This is a genomic window from Acidovorax radicis, assembly GCF_020510705.1.
Classification (GTDB): domain Bacteria; phylum Pseudomonadota; class Gammaproteobacteria; order Burkholderiales; family Burkholderiaceae_C; genus Acidovorax; species Acidovorax radicis_A.
In genome coordinates this window covers 1,041,170-1,058,451 of sequence record NZ_CP075184.1, presented here as the reverse complement: position 1 = coordinate 1,058,451, position 17,282 = coordinate 1,041,170, and the positions used below count along the sequence as shown (strand labels likewise).

Annotated in this window: 14 protein-coding genes; 6 read left to right on the top strand and 8 right to left on the bottom strand. The window is 65.9% G+C overall.

Translation table 11 applies throughout. The features are described 5' to 3' along the window. The first annotated feature begins 51 nt into the window (after nucleotides 1-51). From KI609_RS04690 to KI609_RS04670, 5 genes are all read left to right on the top strand, one after another. Nucleotides 52-1,491: an aldehyde dehydrogenase family protein gene (locus tag KI609_RS04690; protein ID WP_226447613.1), complete on the top strand. Its 1,440-nt coding sequence runs from the start codon at nucleotides 52-54 to the stop codon at nucleotides 1,489-1,491. Nucleotides 1,492-1,780: 289 nt separating this feature from the next. Then, nucleotides 1,781-2,140: a DUF2946 family protein gene (locus KI609_RS04685; protein WP_226447611.1), complete on the top strand. Its 360-nt coding sequence runs from the start codon at nucleotides 1,781-1,783 to the stop codon at nucleotides 2,138-2,140. 189 nt (nucleotides 2,141-2,329) lie between these two features. After that, complete coding sequence (locus KI609_RS04680) at nucleotides 2,330-4,564, top strand: TonB-dependent receptor (protein WP_226447609.1); 2,235 nt, start codon at nucleotides 2,330-2,332, stop codon at nucleotides 4,562-4,564. A 10-nt stretch (nucleotides 4,565-4,574) separates the two neighbouring features. Beyond that, on the top strand, nucleotides 4,575-6,131 hold the full coding sequence (locus KI609_RS04675; protein WP_226447607.1) for a PepSY-associated TM helix domain-containing protein: 1,557 nt from the start codon (nucleotides 4,575-4,577) through the stop codon (nucleotides 6,129-6,131). Between the two features lie 72 nt (nucleotides 6,132-6,203). Then, complete coding sequence (locus KI609_RS04670) at nucleotides 6,204-8,024, top strand: ATP-binding protein (RefSeq protein WP_226447605.1); 1,821 nt, start codon at nucleotides 6,204-6,206, stop codon at nucleotides 8,022-8,024. Between the two features lies 1 nt (nucleotide 8,025). Here the strand turns inward: KI609_RS04670 and KI609_RS04665 are convergent, their stop codons facing one another. Next, on the bottom strand, nucleotides 8,026-9,660 hold the full coding sequence (locus KI609_RS04665; RefSeq protein ID WP_226447603.1) for an ABC transporter permease: 1,635 nt from the start codon (nucleotides 9,658-9,660) through the stop codon (nucleotides 8,026-8,028). A gap of 120 nt (nucleotides 9,661-9,780) precedes the next feature. On the opposite strand from KI609_RS04665, the gene KI609_RS04660 reads away from it, so the two are divergent. After that, nucleotides 9,781-10,845 (top strand): ABC transporter ATP-binding protein, encoded by a 1,065-nt coding sequence (locus tag KI609_RS04660; RefSeq protein WP_226447601.1) that lies wholly within the window; start codon nucleotides 9,781-9,783, stop codon nucleotides 10,843-10,845. Nucleotides 10,846-11,030: 185 nt separating this feature from the next. Here the strand turns inward: KI609_RS04660 and KI609_RS04655 are convergent, their stop codons facing one another. The 7 genes from KI609_RS04655 to KI609_RS04625 all read right to left on the bottom strand — a co-directional run bounded on the left by KI609_RS04655 (nucleotide 11,031) and on the right by KI609_RS04625 (nucleotide 17,270). Next, a complete protein-coding gene (locus KI609_RS04655; RefSeq protein WP_226447599.1) occupies nucleotides 11,031-12,263 on the bottom strand; it encodes a Yip1 family protein in 1,233 nt (410 codons plus the stop codon). A gap of 281 nt (nucleotides 12,264-12,544) precedes the next feature. Further along, a complete protein-coding gene (locus tag KI609_RS04650; RefSeq protein WP_226447596.1) occupies nucleotides 12,545-13,282 on the bottom strand; it encodes a lysophospholipid acyltransferase family protein in 738 nt (245 codons plus the stop codon). Between the two features lie 117 nt (nucleotides 13,283-13,399). Further along, the gene (locus KI609_RS04645; RefSeq protein WP_226447594.1) at nucleotides 13,400-14,692 is read right to left on the bottom strand and encodes a dihydroorotase; all 1,293 of its coding nucleotides are present in this window, start codon (nucleotides 14,690-14,692) and stop codon (nucleotides 13,400-13,402) included. A 79-nt stretch (nucleotides 14,693-14,771) separates the two neighbouring features. Further along, complete coding sequence (locus tag KI609_RS04640) at nucleotides 14,772-15,734, bottom strand: aspartate carbamoyltransferase catalytic subunit (RefSeq protein ID WP_226447592.1); 963 nt, start codon at nucleotides 15,732-15,734, stop codon at nucleotides 14,772-14,774. 2 nt (nucleotides 15,735-15,736) lie between these two features. After that, on the bottom strand, nucleotides 15,737-16,258 hold the full coding sequence (gene pyrR / locus KI609_RS04635; protein ID WP_226447589.1) for a bifunctional pyr operon transcriptional regulator/uracil phosphoribosyltransferase PyrR: 522 nt from the start codon (nucleotides 16,256-16,258) through the stop codon (nucleotides 15,737-15,739). Then, the gene (gene ruvX, locus KI609_RS04630; RefSeq protein WP_226447587.1) at nucleotides 16,255-16,674 is read right to left on the bottom strand and encodes a Holliday junction resolvase RuvX; all 420 of its coding nucleotides are present in this window, start codon (nucleotides 16,672-16,674) and stop codon (nucleotides 16,255-16,257) included. The genes pyrR and ruvX overlap by 4 nt, the downstream gene beginning before the upstream one ends. Beyond that, the gene (locus tag KI609_RS04625) at nucleotides 16,671-17,270 is read right to left on the bottom strand and encodes a YqgE/AlgH family protein (protein WP_226447585.1); all 600 of its coding nucleotides are present in this window, start codon (nucleotides 17,268-17,270) and stop codon (nucleotides 16,671-16,673) included. The genes ruvX and KI609_RS04625 overlap by 4 nt, the downstream gene beginning before the upstream one ends. Nucleotides 17,271-17,282: the final 12 nt, after the last annotated feature.

The following is a 17,282-nucleotide window of genomic DNA, read 5'->3' as shown; positions in this document are numbered from 1 at the left end:
GAGACGGTGGACACGCCCTGCCCTTTTCCCTCACTCCCTGAAACCACAGCCATGCATGCAAACCTGATTGGCGGCGCCTGGACCGACGGCGTCCGCACCTACCACAACACCAACCCCTCGGACACACGTGACGTGATCGGCGACTACGCCGTGGCCAGCCGCGAGCAGGCACTGGACGCCGTGGCCGCTGCACAGGCAGCGTTTCCCACCTGGAGTCTCTCGACCCCGCAGCAGCGTTTTGACGTCCTCGATGCCGTGGGCAACGAGATCATTGCCCGCAAGGCCGAACTGGGCGACCTGCTGGCGCGCGAAGAAGGCAAGACCCTGCCCGAGGCGATTGGTGAAGTGGGCCGCGCCGCCGCCATCTTCAAGTTCTTTGCCGGTGAAGCGCTGCGCCCCGGAGGCGAGGTGATGCCTTCGGTACGCCCTGGCATCGGCGTGGAGATCACGCGCGAGCCGCTGGGCATCATTGGCATCATCACGCCATGGAACTTCCCCATTGCGATCCCTGCCTGGAAGATTGCCCCGGCGCTGGCGTACGGCAACTGCGTGGTGTTCAAGCCCGCCGAAGTGGTGCCGGGCTCTGCCTGGGCACTGGCCGACATCCTGCACCGCGCGGGCCTGCCAGCCGGCGTGTTCAACCTGGTGATGGGCCGTGGCTCTGACGTGGGCCAGGTGCTGCTCGACGACGAGCGCATTGCAGGCGTGAGTTTCACAGGCTCGGTGGGCACCGGCCAGCGCGTGGCGGCAGCCTGTGTGCCACGCGGCGCGAAGATTCAGCTCGAAATGGGTGGCAAGAACCCGTTTGTGGTGCTGGACGATGCCGACCTGAACGTCGCCGTGGGTGCTGCCATCAACAGCGGCTTCTTCTCGACCGGCCAGCGCTGCACCGCCAGCAGCCGCCTGATCGTGACCGAAGGCATTCACGACCGTTTCGTGGCCGCCATGGTCGAGAAAATGAAAACCCTGAAGGTGGATGATGCCCGCAAGGCCGGCACCGACATCGGCCCCGTAGTGGACGACCGCCAGTTGGCCCAAGACCTGGAATACATCGGCATCGGCAAGCAGGAAGGCGCCACGCTGGCCTATGGCGGCGAGGCCCTGGCCACCAACGCGGACGGCGCCCCCGGCTACTACATGCGCCCCGCGCTGTTCACCGACACCAACGCGCAGATGCGCATCAACCGCGAAGAAATCTTCGGCCCGGTGGTCAGCGTGCTGCGCGTGAAGGACTACGACGAAGCGCTGGCGATGGCCAACGACACGCAGTTTGGCCTGGCCAGCGGCATTGCCACCACCAGCCTCAAACACGCGACCCACTTCAAGCGCCACGCCCAGGCGGGCATGGTGATGGTGAACCTGCCCACTGCGGGTGTGGATTACCACGTGCCGTTCGGTGGCCGCAAGCGCTCCAGCTACGGATCGCGCGAGCAGGGGCGGTATGCGGCTGAGTTCTACACCACGGTGAAGACGGCCTATACCCAGGCTTGATACATCGGCTGAGGGGACAGAGCGCGGGGCTGGCATTCGCCCGTGCCCGCGCATACGGGTCGTCGTCAGCCAGCGCACGTGCCCGCGCCGTCACCGATCACCGTCGGTGGCGCCCATGTCTGGCGCGCTGCTTTCGCGGTATTGAATGAAAAGTGGCTGCAGCGCTTATTTATCAAGCGCATGCAGCTACATAATTTATAGCATTCACTACCCACCTTCTCTGCATCTGCACAAACGCGCCGCGTGCAATTGCGCTCAGCGCCCCCGCACCGCCGGTATCATCGCCCCCATGACTGCCCGTCGAACCTTCATTGCTCTGCGCCTCTGGGTGCTCGCATGGTTCATGGCGTCTGTGGGTTTGGCCATCGCCTCGCCGCTGGTGCACCCGCAGTCCATCGAGGTCATCTGCTCGGGCGTTGGCACCATCAAGCTGCTGGTGCAAACCGACGACGGGCAGGTCGAAATGGGCACGATGGGCATGGACTGCCCCTTGTGCTCCACCGCGGGGGCACCGCCCCCCGCATTGGCGCTGCCCCACATCCTTCCGGCGCACCCGCTGGCGCATGCGCTGCAACCCGTCGAGGCCGCCCGCATGGCAGCGGTCACGGCTGCGCCTTTGCCCGCGCGCGGGCCTCCCGCACGCTCTTGAGCTGACGCCCCCTGTGGTGGCTGCGCCCATCCGGTAAACGGATGGGCCGGTGCCGCCATTCCCTGTCTGTCCGAAAGACGGCGCGCTCCTTCGCTCCCTATGGCGACTCACGGCACCGTGTTGCCATATCGCCATATCGCATATCGCCCCGTTGAGCGCGGGCCACGCCGTCGCGTCCCGAGCGTTTTTATGTCCCGTATTTCTTTTCTCCGCATCGCGGCCCCCTTGGCGTGCGCGCCTGCGTCACACGCTGCGGTGTTCCCGCTCTCGACGTTGTGCGCCAGCGTGCTGGCCACGCTGGCGCTGGCGCCCCTGCCAGGCCGCGCACAAAACGCGGCGGCGCCCACACTCCAAACCGTGGACGTGGTGGACGCTGCGCCCGCCAGCAACGGCAAACTCAACCTGGACACACCCACTGAAACCGGCAGCCGCCTGGGGCTGACCGCCCGCGAAACCCCCGCCTCGGTCACGGTCGTCGACCGCGCCACCATCGACGCCCGCGGTGCGCAAGACACGCAGGAAGTCTTGCGCTCCATCCCCGGCGTGACCGCCCACAACGCCCCCGGTTCCATGGCGGCCAGCTACCGGGGGTTTACCTCGAGCTCCGTCGCGCAGCTCTACAACGGCGTCAACCCGCAATACGGCAGCGCCACCCGCGCGGTGGACAGCTGGATCTACGACCGCGTCGAGGCCATTGGCGGGGCATCGAGCTTTCTTTTTGGCGCAGGCGGCGTGGGCGGATCGATCAACTACCTCACCAAAACTGCCGAGCGCAGCGACTTTGCCGAAGGCCAGGTGCGGCTGGGTTCGTACCGGCTCAAAGAGGTCTCCGTCGGCCTGAACCGCCGCATCGCGGGCAGCGACCACAGCGCTGCCCCCGCGCACTTTGCACGCATCGACATCAACCACAAGGACGCGGGCAGCTGGACCGAGGGCACCAAGACACAGGCCACGCAGTTGGCCACGTCGCTGCTGTCGGACCTGGGGAGCGGTTTCACCCACACCCTGGCCTATGAATACCAGAAGGACCACGTGGACCGGCCCTACTGGGGCACGCCGGTGCTGCAGCCTGCTGACGGCGCACTGCACATTGACCCGGCGACTCGATTCAAGAACTACAACAGCGCAGATGGCATGTACGAGCACCGCGTGCAGTGGCTGCGTTCGGTGTCGCAATGGCGTGTGTCGGATGCGCTGCAGCTCAAGAACACACTGTATGCCTATGACGCGCTGCGCGACTATCGCAACGTGGAGATCTACACCTTCAACGCCACCAACACGGCCGTCACACGCTCGTCGCCCTATCTGCAGCGGCACGACCAGGAGCTGGTGGGTAACCGGCTGGAAGGCACCTACCAGGGGCGGCTGGCCGGCAAAAAAAGCGACTGGGCCTTTGGTGTGGATGTGAGTGTCAACCGGCAAACCCGCTACCCGCAATCGGTGTCCACGACGGTGAGCACCGTCAACCCCTACCAGTTCAACACCGAGAATTTCTTCGACATTCCGGGTATCAGCCCAGGGTACAACCCTGACAAGGACAACAAGATCAGCACCACCGCGCTGTATCTGGAAAACCGCACGTTGGTGGCCCCGGCGGTCAACCTGGTGACGGCCTTGCGCCATGAACGCATCGGGTTGGACCTGGTCAACCGCCGCGCCGTCACGGCCAGCAGCCCCGCTACCTTCAGCCGCAGCTACCACCCCACCACCGGCCGCCTTGCAGTGGTGTGGGACATCGCCCCCGGCGCCAATCTGTATGCGCAGGCCTCGAACGCGGCAGACCCACCATCGGGCTCGCTGGCGTCGGCATCGTTCAGCGACGTGCGCAACAACAGCGAACTGACCACAGGCCGACAGACCGAGATTGGCAGCAAGTTCGACTTCTGGGGCGGCAAGGGCAGCGCCACGGTCTCGGTCTTCCAGATCCACCGCAAGAACATCGCATCACAAGACCTCAATAACCCCAACCTGACGGTCCTTGTGGGAGAGCAATCGTCCAAGGGCATCGAGCTGTCGGCGGGCGTGCGCCCCGACGCGCAGTGGCAGGTGCAAGGCAACCTCTCGCACACCCGTGCGCGGTATGAGAACTTCGTGCAGGGCGGCCTCTCGCGCGCGGGCAAGGTGCCTACGCTGGTGCCCCAAACCGTGGCCAACCTGTGGGTGTCGTACGCCATCACGCCGGCCATCACGGCCAGCGCCGGGGTACGCCATGTGGGCAAGGTGTATGGCGATACCGCCAACACGCAGTACTGGCCGTCCTACACGCTGCTGGACCTGGGCCTGGCCTGGAAGATCACCAAGGGCACCACACTGACAGGCCGCCTTCGCAACGCCACCGATCGCATCTACGCGGCCGAGGCGCGTTCGCAGGTGTACCTGGGTGCGCCGCGCACGTTCGACGTCACGCTATACACCGCGTTCTGAAGGGGGCCGCATGCTGCACGCCAAGCGCTGGCTTTTTCTCATCCACCGCTGGGTGGGCGTGCTGCTGTGCGCCTTCTTTGCCATGTGGTTTCTCTCGGGCATGGTGATGATGTATGTGGGCTACCCCAAGCTCACGCAGGCCGAACGCCTGGCCCACCTGCCGCCGCTGCACTCCGCCACACCAGGGCCTGAACGCCTCCTGGAGCCCGCGCAGGCGCTGCAGCGCGCGGGCATCAGCGGCCCCTTGTCGGACCTGCGCCTGGCCATGGCCAGCGGGGGCCGCGCCGTGTACCTGGTAGCACCCGCAACCCAGGGCCGCGCAGCCGCCCCACGCGCGCGCAAGCTGCCCGCAACCACCGTCATCGACGCGACCACGGGTGCCGTGCTGCAACGTGTGGATACGCAGCATGCCGTTGCCTCCGCGAGCGCCTTTGCGCAGGGCGCGCAGACTGCCATTCAGCACCTGGGCACGGTGGACGAGGACGCCTTCACCCACTCCCGCGCGCTTGATGTGCACCGCCCGCTGCACCGGTTGCACCTGGGCGACCCGGCGGGCACCATCGTCTACATATCAGGCAAGACGGGCGAAGTGGTGCGCGACGCCACCCTGAAGGAGCGCGCGTGGAACTACGCTGGCGCCTGGATCCACTGGCTGTACCCGTTTCGGGGCAATGTGTTCAACGACTACTGGACTGAGATCGTCAACTGGCTGTCCATCGCGGGCATCGTGTTGACCGTGACCGGCACGGTGGTCGGTGTGATGCGCTGGCGCTTTGCGGGCCATTACAAAACCGGATCACGCACGCCGTACCGCAGTTTCATGATGCGCTGGCACCATGTGTTCGGCCTGGTGTTCGCGCTCATCACATTCACCTGGATCTTCAGCGGGCTCATGTCGATGAACCCCTGGAAGATATTCGACAGCGGCGCAGCGCCGCTGCGCACCGAGGCCATGAACGGCGGCCCGTTGGTGTTGCCCGCCCAGGCAGCCTCGGTGCAGGCACTGCTGTCTGCCGCCCCACCCGACACACGCGAGCTGCGCTGGGTACGCGCCGTGGGCCACACCGTGGTGTTGGCACTCAGCCCCACAGGGGCCCCGGTGCTGCTGGGCGCCACCACGGCACAGCCCCATACGTTTGCGCCCGGCGCTGTCCAGCAGGCCGCCGCGCTGCTGCTGCCCTACCCCGTGGCCCACACCGACATGCTGCGGAACTACGACCTGTATTTCTATGACCGTGCGCCCCACACCATGACCGGCGCCGGCGACAAACCGCTGCCGGTGTTGCGCGTGGTGTTTGATGATCCCGACGCCACCTGGGTCCACGTCGACCCCCACACGGGCGCTGTTCTGGGCCGCACCGACAGCCACCGCCGCACCAGCCGCTGGCTGTTTGCCCTGCTGCACAGCTGGGACTGGCTGCCCCTGCTGGAGCGCCGCCCGCTGTGGGACAGCGTGCTCATCTTGCTGAGCCTGGGCGGCACGGTGATGAGCGTCACAGGGGTGGTAATTGGCTGGCGCCGATTGGGCATCAAGCTGCGCCAGCCACGGCCCGCTGTGGGGCGGTAGCCCGTGGGTAGCCCGTGACCGGGCCTACTCGGGCCTATGATGAATGTGCAGGTACCTCCTGTGACATCCTCCATGACGCCCTCCCCATCGCCCCCCGGCACCACCCCAGTGGGTTCCCACCCAGACCCAGCAGCCCCGCCGTCGCCGCCGAAACGGCTGTCCAGCCAGCCTTTGCGCACGATGGTGGTGTTGGGCACCGCCCTGGTGCTGCTGCTGGCATGGGCAACGATGGCCTTCGTGCTCAACGTGTCGTGGCGGGACGCGATGAATGCGCAGATCCGCCAGACCAGCAACCTGGCACTGAGCCTGGGCGAGCAGACCATCCGCGTGATGGCCACCGTGGACCAGGCCACGATCCGCATGCGCGACGCGGTGCAGGCGAATGACTTTGACAAGGCCGACTTCACACGGTTTGCCAATGAAACCGGGCTGGCCCCACAGATCCTGACGCAGCTCTCGCTGGTGGGGCCAGATGGGCGGTTTGTGGGCAGCAATATCGACCCCACAGGCGAGAAAACCGGCCCTATCAATCTGTCGGAGCGCGAGCATGTGCAGGTACATCTCGCCCCAAAGGCCTTGGAGGCCGCGCGCCTGCAGACAACCCCTAGCGGGCTATTCATCGGCAAACCGGTGGTGGGCAAGGTGTCGGGCAAGGCCACCATTCAGCTGTCGCGCAGCATTCCAGGGGCCAGCGGCGGCATCGCTGGCCTGGTGGTGGCCTCGGTCAACCCAGGCTACTTCGAGGACGTGTACCGGGGCGTGCAGTTGGGCAACACCGGGGTGGTGACCCTGATCGGCAACGACCGCGCAGTGCGCGCGCGCGTTATGGGGGGCAAAAGCGTGGGCATGGGCGACGTGGTGGCCCAAGCCGCGAACAACAACGCCGAAGAACTGGGCCGCAACGGCCACTACGTGCGCGCCAGTGGGCTGGACAACATTGAACGTATCTACGCCTACAGCCGCGTGGGTGACTACCCGCTGCTCGTCGTCGTGGCCACCAGCACCGGCGAAGCCTTGCGGGAGTGGCACGCCAGTCGCAATGTGGCGCTGTTCACCATAGGGCTGTTCAGCGCAGCACTGGTGGGGGCGGCCGTCATCTTCCTGCGCAGTGTGCGCAAACTCGAAAGCACCAACGCCGCACTGCACATCAGCGAGGCCCAGGCGCACTCCGCCAGCAAGGCCAAGAGCGAGTTTCTGGCGGCCGTCTCACATGAGCTGCGCACACCGCTCACCAGCATCCGGGGGTTTGCCGAGTTGATGGAACTGCGGCTGGACCAACCCCGCTACAAAGAGCAGGCCAGCCTGATCCGCAAGGCGGCCGACCACCTCAACGCCCTGCTTACCGAGATTCTGGATCTGGCCAAGGTGGAGGCAGGAGCCATGCCGCACACGCCCACCGAGCAGCAGGTGGCCGAGACCGTGCACTCCACGGCCGATTTCTTTGCGATCACGGCCGCCAACAACAACCTGCACCTCGACGTGCGCATCGCCCCCGCCGTGCCGCCCACCCTGTTGTGCGACGGACTGCGGCTCAAGCAGGTGCTCAACAACCTGCTCTCCAACGCCATGAAATTCACGGACACGGGCTCGGTCGCCATCGAGGTGGACACCGCTGGCGATACCGTGCGCTTTCACGTGGTGGACACCGGCCCCGGAATCCCAGAGCACCTGCATGAAACGATCTTCGAAAAATTCCGCCAGGGCAATGACCAGGTGAGCGCCCAACATGGTGGCACCGGCCTGGGGCTGGCGCTGTCCCGGGCACTGGCGGCACTGATGGGCGGCACGCTGACGCTTGTCTCCATCGAGGGCCAAGGGGCGCGATTCACGCTGACGCTGCCGCGCCCCCCTGTCACCCCACCTCCGGTTGACAGGCCCGCTACGGGCCTGTGACCTACTGCCGGCTGCGCAGTGTGCGGCTCAGCAATATCACCGGCACCAGCCCCACAGCCACCAGTGCCAGAGACGGCAGCGCCGCCTCGCCCAGACGCTCGTCGCGCGCGAGCTGGTAGGCCACCACGGCCAGGGTGTCACTGTTGAAGGGGCGCAGCACCATGGTGGCGGGCAGCTCTTTCATCACGTCCACAAACACCAGCAGCGCAGCCGCTGCGGTGGACCGCTTGAGCAGTGGCCAGTGCACACGCGCCATGAGGCCCACGGGGCCAGCGCCTAGCATGCGCGCCGAGGCATCCAGGCTCAGCGGGATACGTGCATAACCGCTTTGCATGGACTGCAGCGCCACCGCACAAAACCGCACCAGATAGGCCCACACAATGCCCAATGCCGTGGACGTCACCAGCGCGCCCACACCCCACTGCGGCACCGCCGCCTGCAGCCAGCCCACGGGCAGCAGCAAGCCCACCACGATGACGGCACCGGGCACGGCATAGCCCACACTGGCCAGTTGCACCACACCACGGGTGATGCGGTCAGGTCGGCGCCGCACCGCAAACGCCAGCGCCAGCGCAATCGCCACGGCGAACCCCGCCGTGATGCCACCCAGGCGCACGCTGTTCCAGGCCCAGTCCAGAAAACGCGCCCAGGGCAGCACCGACCAGTCGGCCGCCAGGGGCCGCAGCATGAAAACCACCGGGGCCACAAAACCCATGATCACCGGCACGGTGCAAACGGTCCACGCCATCCACCGGTGTGCGCCCACGAGCACAAGCGGCTGCGCCTCGGACGACCCCGCGCGCCCGCCACTGACCGCAAAACGCATGCGCTTCTGGGCGCGCTGCTCCATGTGCAACAGCGCCATCACCACCACCAGCAGCATCGTGGCCAGTTGCGCGGCCGCCAGGCGGTTGTCCATCGACAGCCAGGCCTTGTAGATGCCGGTGGTGAAGGTCTGGATGCCGAAATAGCTGGCCACGCCAAAGTCGGCCAGGGTCTCCATCAATACCAGCGCCACACCAGCGGCCACGGCCGGGCGCGCCAGGGGCAACGCCACGGCGCGGATGCGACGCGACAGCGGCGCACCCAGCAGGCGCGCGGCCTCCATGAGGTGGGCCGCACGTTCGCCCAGCGCCGTGCGAGCCAGCAGGTACACATAGGGGTAGAGCGAAAAGATGAACACCCACACGGCCCCGCCCAGGCTGCGCACCTCGGGCAGCAGGCGGCCTTCCAGGCCAAAGGTGTTGCGCAAGCCCACCTGCAGCGGGCCGCTGAACTGCAAAAAGTCGGTGTATGCGTAGGCCGTGACATAGGCGGGCATGGCCAGCGGCAACAACAGCAGCCATTCAAAGGTGCGGCGGCCCGGAAAATCGAACAGCGTCACGGTGGCCGCAGCGCCGGTGCCCACAAGGGCGGCGCCCAGCGCCACCAAGAGGCCCAGCCAGAGCGTCGTCCACACATACCCGGGCAAGATGGTGGCCGCCATCTCGCGCAGGATGGGGCCTGCCTGGGCATCGCCGGGCCCCGAAAGTGGCAGCGGCAGCCACGACGCCAGCACGGCCAGCACAGGCAGCGCCAGAAAACCCGCGAACAGGATCAGGGGGATGGAGCGAAAAGCAAAGGGTGTGCGGCGCAAGGAAGGGGGCTCGGCAGAAGAGTCAAAGCGCACGCCCGGTCCCGAAGAAACGATCCAGGACCGCCGGGGAATGCAAATGCGAATTTTAAGCATTCATGGCGCGCGGCCTAGAATATCGCCATGTTTCTAGAGGTCTCCCAACTCGAAGTGCGCTACCCCGGTCGCGCACAGGCCGCCGTACAAGGCGTCACGCTGAACCTGAATGCGGGCGACATCGGGGTGCTGATCGGGCCCTCGGGCTGCGGCAAAACCACATTGCTGCGTGCCGTGGCGGGGCTTGAGCCTGTCTCGGGGGGGCAGATCCGCCTGACGGGGCAGGTGGTGAGCAGCGCCACCGTCAACGTCGCACCAGAGCATCGGCGCATTGGCATGGTGTTTCAGGACTATGCGCTGTTCCCGCACCTGTCGGTCGGGCGCAACGTCGCGTTTGGCATCCACCAGTTGCCACGCGCCGAGCAGGCCGAACGGGTGGCCGAGGTGCTGCACCTGGTGGGGCTGGAAGGCAGCGAAAACCGCTTTCCACACGAACTCTCTGGCGGACAGCAGCAGCGTGTGGCCCTGGCCCGGGCGCTGGCGCCGCGCCCACAGCTCTTGCTGCTGGACGAGCCCTTTTCCAACCTCGACGTGGACCTGCGCGAGCGCTTGGCCCATGAGGTGCGCGGCATCCTCAAGGCGGCAGGCGCCACGGCGCTTTTCGTGACCCATGACCAGCTGGAGGCCTTTGCGATTGGTGACGTGATTGGTGTCATGCACGAAGGCCAACTGCACCAATGGGACGATGCCTACACGCTCTACCACCGGCCTGCCACCCGGTTTGTGGCCGACTTCATCGGGCACGGCGTGTTCGCCCCTGCCACGCTGGTCCAGCGCGGCAACAACGTGGTGGCACAGACCCCGCTGGGCGAACTGACCGATCTGGACGAATGCCCCATTCCCAGCAGCTACCCCGCAGGCGAATGCGATGTGCTGCTGCGCGCGGACGACGTGGTGCATGACGACCATGCGCCAGTGCAGGCGCAGATCCTGCGCAAATCATTCCGGGGATCGGAATTCCTGTACACGCTGCGCCTGGCCGACGGCCACACCCTGCTGGCCCATGTGCCCAGCCACCACGACCACGCGCTGGGCGAGTGGATCGGCATCCGCGCCCAGGTGGACCATGTGGTGACGTTCCCACGAACCTGACGGCGTGCAGCCCCTCAGGCTGCCGTACTGTTTGCATCAAATGTGCCTGTAGCGCTTATGCAGAAAGCGCCAATAGCTACTATTTTTATAGCGTACTCACATAAAAGGTTGCTGCCTGATTAGCGACCTGCCTCAGACGCCTTCTCTTCCCCACCCGTTCGGGCTGAGGTTCTAGGGCGCAGGCATCACGACTTGCCTTTGCGCTGCAACCCCTCCAGGCCATTGAGGTCCACCTGCGACAAATAACCCTGCAGGTCCTTGACGCTCACGTGGTTGCCTTCGATGCTGACCACCACGCCGTTCTTCAAAATGGTCTTGAACTCGGCATGGCTGCCGTCCTTCTCGTAGCGCTGGTGCAGGGTGCGGCCGCCCGACTGCCAGGTTTTCTCGGCGCTGGTCTGGTCTTCCTTCTCGCTCTCGGTCATGCCCATGGCCATCTGCGCCATCTGGCCCAGTCCCCCCACGTCGATGATCTCCAGACGCACCTGTTTGTCGTCACTGCCGTATTGCGCGCTGGCCTGGCTGGTGGGCAAACCCAGCGCAGCGCCATCCTGCACGTCGAAGCCTGTGCGCGGCAAGCCTGCCAGCTTTTCGGGCAGCGCTGCTTTCAGCGACTGTGCGGCAATGGCCTGGCCTCCGCCAAACATGCCTGCGGCCGCTTTGGCGGCGTTGCCCGTGGCCTCGGCCATGGCGGCCGGGTCCTGGCTCTTTTGGGCCTCCTCCATCTTGCGCGCGGCTTCTTCCATTTTTTTGCCCGCCGCTTCAAGGCCTGCGGTATCGATCGACACCTTGCCGCCCGGCGTGTTCATGGTAATGGCCGGCCCGGCAGCACCGCTGAACATGGCCCCACCACTGGGAATGAAGATCGAACTGACCGCCGCAATGATCACGCCCACCACGATGGCCGCCACGACCACAACCACGGTGTACACCACCGATTTCTCGGGCAGGTTCTTCATCAGGGCCGGCAAACCGGTGTAGATCAAATAGATGGAATACAGCGCGGCGAGAACCCCCAGCATGGACAAAGAGGGCAGCAGGCTGAACACGCCGCCCAACATGGCCGCCGTGCTGGCATACACCGCCACCTTGAGGGCCTGGATGGAACTCTTGCGCCCTCCGAACGTGGGGGCCAGTGCATCAATGATGAGCCCCAGCACCAACACGCCCACGAGGCTCAGCACATAAGACACCACCATGTTCACCAACCCCGACACAAAGGGCACCCGGATGGTAACGCCGAAGCCGCCAAAGCCGATCAGCGACATGCCGATGAAGCCACACACCGCCGGAATGGCGGCCAGGATCATGGCGTAGCGCGTGAACAAGGTGGGGACATCGGTGCTCTCGGCGTCGATGACGGCCCAGGTTTCCTTGGGTTGCAAAAGAATGTTCTTGATGCGTTCAATCAGGTTCACGGTGCCCTCCCGGCAGTGGATGGAACAGCCTGCACGGGGTGCGCAAGCGGAAAGACGAGAACGATACGGGCTACGGAATGCACCTGGCGGCTGTTGCACGTATTAGTCCGCACCGAACGTGGAATATGCACGTTTTTGTGGCCCGGAACCACCCTCAGCGTTGCGAAGAGCCACCAGTAGCCATCGCGCCCCACAAAGGCCACGCACAGCGTGCCATTGGGCCATTGGTCTATGCGGCCGAAGGCCCTGGTTGATGTGCCCCCGGCAGCCGGTGACCGGTCTCAGCCGCGCCTCAACTGGTCCACCGTGGTGTGCAGGTGCTCCGCCCAGGCGCGTCGATCACGGCCGGCGGGCAGCTCGGCAGGGCCGTAGTGCACCACGGCCTCGATGGGCGGTGCGCACAGCGTGCGCCAGATCGATCCCACCAGGGTTTCGTCGCCGATGTAGCTGGGCGCAAAACTGGTGGCACCCGTGGCCCGGTCGGCAAAACGCAACCCCACGGGCTGCACCGGCGACTGCGCGGCCACTGCGGCCTGCAGCAGGTTGGCATGAAAGGGAAGCATCGCGCGGCCGTCACCCGTGGTGCCCTCGGGGAACACGGCCAGCACTTCACCGCGCTCCAGCGCCTCTTGCATGGACCGCACCATGCGCAAGGCATCGCGGCGCGAACTGCGCTCGATATACAGCGTGCCCGCCGCGGTGGCCAAGGTGCCGATCAACGGCCAGCCCTTGACGTCGGACTTGGACACAAAACGGCAATGGCGTGCCGCGTGCATGACGGGAATGTCGAGCCAGGAGATATGGTTGGCCACCAGCATCACCGGCCCGGTGAGGGGCGGCTGCCCCACAACCCGCAGGTGCACGCCCGCCAGCGCCAGCAATTGCTGCGACCAGACCTGCACACGCGCATGCTGCTGGTCTGGCGAAAGCGTGGGAAAACGCAGTGCCACCACCCATAAACCATGGGCAATGTGGCCCACCAGACGCAGCAAGCGCCACACCGCACGCAACTGTTTCATGTCAATGGACCCGGGCGCAGGCGCTCTCCAGGCACCACGTCCATCGCACGCACGCGTGACCTTGGCGGCTGGTGACTGGGTCGTGCCCACAAGCGGCACGGCTGCGCGGCGCAGGCGTCATCGTTCAAAGGCGACCTGCCCACCCACCAGTGTCATGCGCACACAGCCCGGCAGCTCGTAGCCAGAAAACGGTGTGTGCTTGCCCTGGCTGCGCAATGCGTTTGCCTGCACCGTCCAGGCGGCCTGGGGGTCCAGGATGCAAATGTCACCCACGCCACCCTCCACGATCTGGCCCACGCTGGCCTGCAAGGTGCCCAGGGCATTGCCCAGCACCCGCGCAGGCTCGCAAGTCACGGCGGCCAGGGCGCGCTGCAGCGGCACGCCGCTGTCTTGCGACCACTTGAGCGCCAGGCTCAGCAACAGTTCCAGACCCGTGGCACCGGGTTCAGCTTCGGCAAACGGCAGGGTCTTGGCGTCTTCATCGACCGGCGTGTGGTCGGACACCAGCGCATCGATGGTGCCGTCGGCCAGCGCGGCGTTGAGCGCATCGCGGTCGCGCTGCTGGCGCAGCGGGGGCGACAGGCGCGCGCGGCTGTCGAAGAAGCCGATGTCCACGTCGGTGAGGTGCAGCGAGTTGATGCTCACGTCGGCCGTCACCTTGAGGCCATCGGCCTTGGCGCGGCGCACCAATTCCACGCCGGCAGCGCTGCTGATGCGGCACAGGTGCACACTGGCGCCGGTGGTCTTGAGCAGCTCGAAGATGGTGTGCAGCGCAATCGTCTCGGCCGCCACGGGCACGCCCGACAGGCCCAGGCGCGTGGCCAGCGCGCCACTGGCAGCCACACCTTTGCCCAGGTGCATCTCCTGGGGCCGCAGCCACACGGTGTAGCCAAAGGTGGCGGCGTACTGCAGCGCGCGCTGCAGCACCTGGGTGCTGGCCAGCGGCACCTCGGCCTGGCCAAAACCCACGCAGCCCGATTCGGTCAGCTCGGCCATCTCGGTCAGCACCTCGCCCTCGAGGCCGCGCGTGAGCGCGCCCAGGGGGAACAGCCGCGACTGGTGCAGCTTCTCGGCGCGGAACTTGAGCATCTCCACCAGCCCCGGCTCGTCGAGCACGGGGTCGGTGTCGGGCGGGCACACCAGGCTGGTCACGCCCCCGGCCACAGCGGCGGCCATCTCGGATTCAAGCATGCCTTCGTGCTCGTGGCCCGGCTCGCGCAGGCGTGCGGCCAGATCCACCAGGCCGGGCAGCACGATGCAGCCCGCAGCATCAATCACCCGCTTGGGCGCAAAGTCGGGCGGCACGCGGTTGACGCCGACGATGCGGCCCGCAGCGATGGCGATGTCACAGGTTTGGTCGAGGCCCGAAGCGGGGTCGATCACACGGCCGTTCTGGATCAGTATCTTCATGATTTCAAGCCAAATTGGCTGCTAGCGCTTTCTGGATAAGCGCTAGCAGCTATGAAAACAGGAGTATTCATTCCAAGCGTCATGCTTCATTACCGGCAACGATGGACATGACGGCCATACGGACCGCGATGCCAAAAGTCACCTGCGGCAGGATCACGGCCTGCGGCCCATCGACCACGGCAGAGTCGATCTCCACCCCCCGGTTGATGGGCCCGGGGTGCATCACGATGGCATCGGGTTTGGCCAGCTGCAGCTTTTCGGGCGTGAGGCCAAAGCTCTTGAAATATTCCTGGCTCGACGGCAGCAGCGCGCCAGTCATGCGCTCATTCTGCAGGCGCAGGGTGATGACCACGTCAGCGTCCTTGATGCCCTCTTCGAGCGTGTGGCACACGCGCACGCCCATCTGCGCCATGTCCGACGGCACCAGCGTGCGTGGGCCCACCACGCGCACTTCGGCGCAGCCCAGCGTGGTCAGGCCATGGATGTCGGAGCGTGCCACGCGCGAGTGCAGCACGTCGCCCACGATGGCCACGGTGAGGTTGCTGAAATCCTTTTTGTAGTGGCGGATGGTGTACATGTCCAGCAACCCCTGCGTGGGGTGGGCATGCCGGCCGTCGCCCGCGTTGATCACGTGCACATGGGGCGCCACATGCTGGGCGATGAGGTACGGCGCGCCCGACTCGCTGTGCCGCACCACGAACAAATCGGCTGCCATCGCGCTCAGGTTGGCGATGGTGTCCAGCAGCGACTCGCCCTTGCTGGCCGAGCTGCGCGCGATGTCGAGGTTGAGCACGTCGGCCGACAGGCGCTTGGCCGCGATCTCGAACGTGGTGCGCGTGCGCGTGCTGTTCTCGAAGAACAGATTGAACACGCTCTTGCCACGCAGGAGGGGCACCTTCTTGACCTCGCGGTCGTTGACGCTCACAAAGTTGGTGGCCGTGTCGAGAATGTGCGTGACGATGTCGCGCGGCAGGCCTTCGATGGACAACAGGTGGATGAGTTCGCCGTTGCCGTTGAGTTGGGGGTTGCGCTTGTGCAGCACGGTCAGGCCTCCTGGACTTGGAACTGGAAAGTGCCCTGGTCATTGCGCGCCAGGGCCAGCGACTGACTGCCTGGCAGCGCCACGCGGGCGGCGGCAAAGTCGGCCTGCACGGGCAGCTCGCGCCCGCCCCGATCGACCAGCACGGCCAGGCGCACGCTGGCGGGGCGGCCGTAGTCGAACAGCTCGTTGAGCACAGCGCGGATGGTGCGGCCGGTGTAGAGCACGTCGTCGAGCACCAGCACGTCGGCACCGTTCACATCGAACGGCAGCGCGGTTTGGGCGCCTGCGGCCAAACCGCGCTGGGCAAAGTCATCGCGGTGCATCACCGACGAGAGCACCCCGGCTGGCCCTTCCAGGCCCAGGTCCTTTTGCAGGCGCTCGGCCAGCCAGGCGCCGCCAGAGGCAATGCCCGCCAGGCGCGTGGTGGGGGTCAACATGCTGCGCACGCCGCGCAGCAGCTCGCGGTACAGCGCCTCGGCGTCAAGCACCAGACTGCCGGACATTCCGGGGGATGGGGTGGTCATGGGAGATTCCTCAAAAACTGTTCCAGAATGATGCAGGCGGACGCTGCGTCCGCATCCTTGGCACCACCCGCGATGGCCTCGGTGGTGCTGTAGCGCTCGTCCACCTCAAACACCTGCAGGCCGAATCGGCCGCGCAGCTGGCGGCCGAACTTGAGAGCGCGTGCGGTGTTCTCGTGGCTTGCGCCGTCTGGGTGGTAGGGCACGCCGATCACCAGGGCATCGGGCTGCCATTCCTTGATGCGCTCTGCCACTTGGGTAAAACGGGCATCGCCTTCGGCCTGGATGGTGCGCTGGGGCGTGGCGCTGCGCAGCATGCGGTTGCCCGACGCCACACCCGTGCGCTTGAGGCCGAAATCGAAAGCAAGAAAGGTCTGAAAATGCGCAGGAACGGCGGGCTGAACGGGCAAGCCGGTCATGCGTGCCCCGCCTCGGGCGACAACATCCAGGCCTTGAGCCCCAGCAGCGACAGGGCGCGGTCGTAGCGCTCGGGCACGGGAGTATCGAAGATCACCGACAGATCGGCCGCCACGGTCAGCCAGGCGTTTTCGGCCAGTTCGGATTCGAGCTGCCCCTCGCCCCACGACGCATACCCCAGCGTGATGAGCACGCGGCGGGGGCCTGCGCCCGTGGACAAGGCTTCGAGCACGTCCTTCGAGGTGGTCATCTCCAGCCCGCCAGGAATGGTCATGGTGGAGGCGTAGGCCGATTCGTCGGTTTCTGCGCTGTCCATGAGCATGGGCTCGTGCAGCACAAAACCGCGCTCGGTCTGCACTGGCCCCCCCTGGAATACGGGCTCCTTGGTGAGGTCTTCGCGCCGCAGGGACAGGTCCACCTTGTCAAAAAGGCCCTTGAGGGTGATATCCGAAGGCTTGTTGATGATGAGCCCCAGCGCGCCACGCTCGCTGTGCTCGCACAGGTAGACCACACTGCGCGCGAAAGACTCATCCTCCAGACCGGGCATCGCGATCAGGAAGTGATGCGTCAGGTTGATGGGCGCAGAATCGAAAGACATCCGGCAATTTTA

What these genes read in the sequence shown, in the direction of transcription:
- KI609_RS04690 (WP_226447613.1), top strand. Translation starts at nt 52, where the DNA reads ATGCATGCAAACCTGATTGGCGGCGCCTGGACCGACGGCGTCCGCACC.
- KI609_RS04685 (WP_226447611.1), top strand. Translation starts at nt 1,781, where the DNA reads ATGACTGCCCGTCGAACCTTCATTGCTCTGCGCCTCTGGGTGCTCGCA.
- KI609_RS04680 (WP_226447609.1), top strand. Translation starts at nt 2,330, where the DNA reads ATGTCCCGTATTTCTTTTCTCCGCATCGCGGCCCCCTTGGCGTGCGCG.
- KI609_RS04675 (WP_226447607.1), top strand. Translation starts at nt 4,575, where the DNA reads ATGCTGCACGCCAAGCGCTGGCTTTTTCTCATCCACCGCTGGGTGGGC.
- KI609_RS04670 (WP_226447605.1), top strand. Translation starts at nt 6,204, where the DNA reads ATGACGCCCTCCCCATCGCCCCCCGGCACCACCCCAGTGGGTTCCCAC.
- KI609_RS04660 (WP_226447601.1), top strand. Translation starts at nt 9,781, where the DNA reads ATGTTTCTAGAGGTCTCCCAACTCGAAGTGCGCTACCCCGGTCGCGCA.
- KI609_RS04650 (WP_226447596.1), bottom strand. Translation starts at nt 13,282, where the DNA reads ATGAAACAGTTGCGTGCGGTGTGGCGCTTGCTGCGTCTGGTGGGCCAC.
- KI609_RS04645 (WP_226447594.1), bottom strand. Translation starts at nt 14,692, where the DNA reads ATGAAGATACTGATCCAGAACGGCCGTGTGATCGACCCCGCTTCGGGC.
- pyrR (WP_226447589.1), bottom strand. Translation starts at nt 16,258, where the DNA reads ATGACCACCCCATCCCCCGGAATGTCCGGCAGTCTGGTGCTTGACGCC.
- ruvX (WP_226447587.1), bottom strand. Translation starts at nt 16,674, where the DNA reads ATGACCGGCTTGCCCGTTCAGCCCGCCGTTCCTGCGCATTTTCAGACC.
- KI609_RS04625 (WP_226447585.1), bottom strand. Translation starts at nt 17,270, where the DNA reads ATGTCTTTCGATTCTGCGCCCATCAACCTGACGCATCACTTCCTGATC.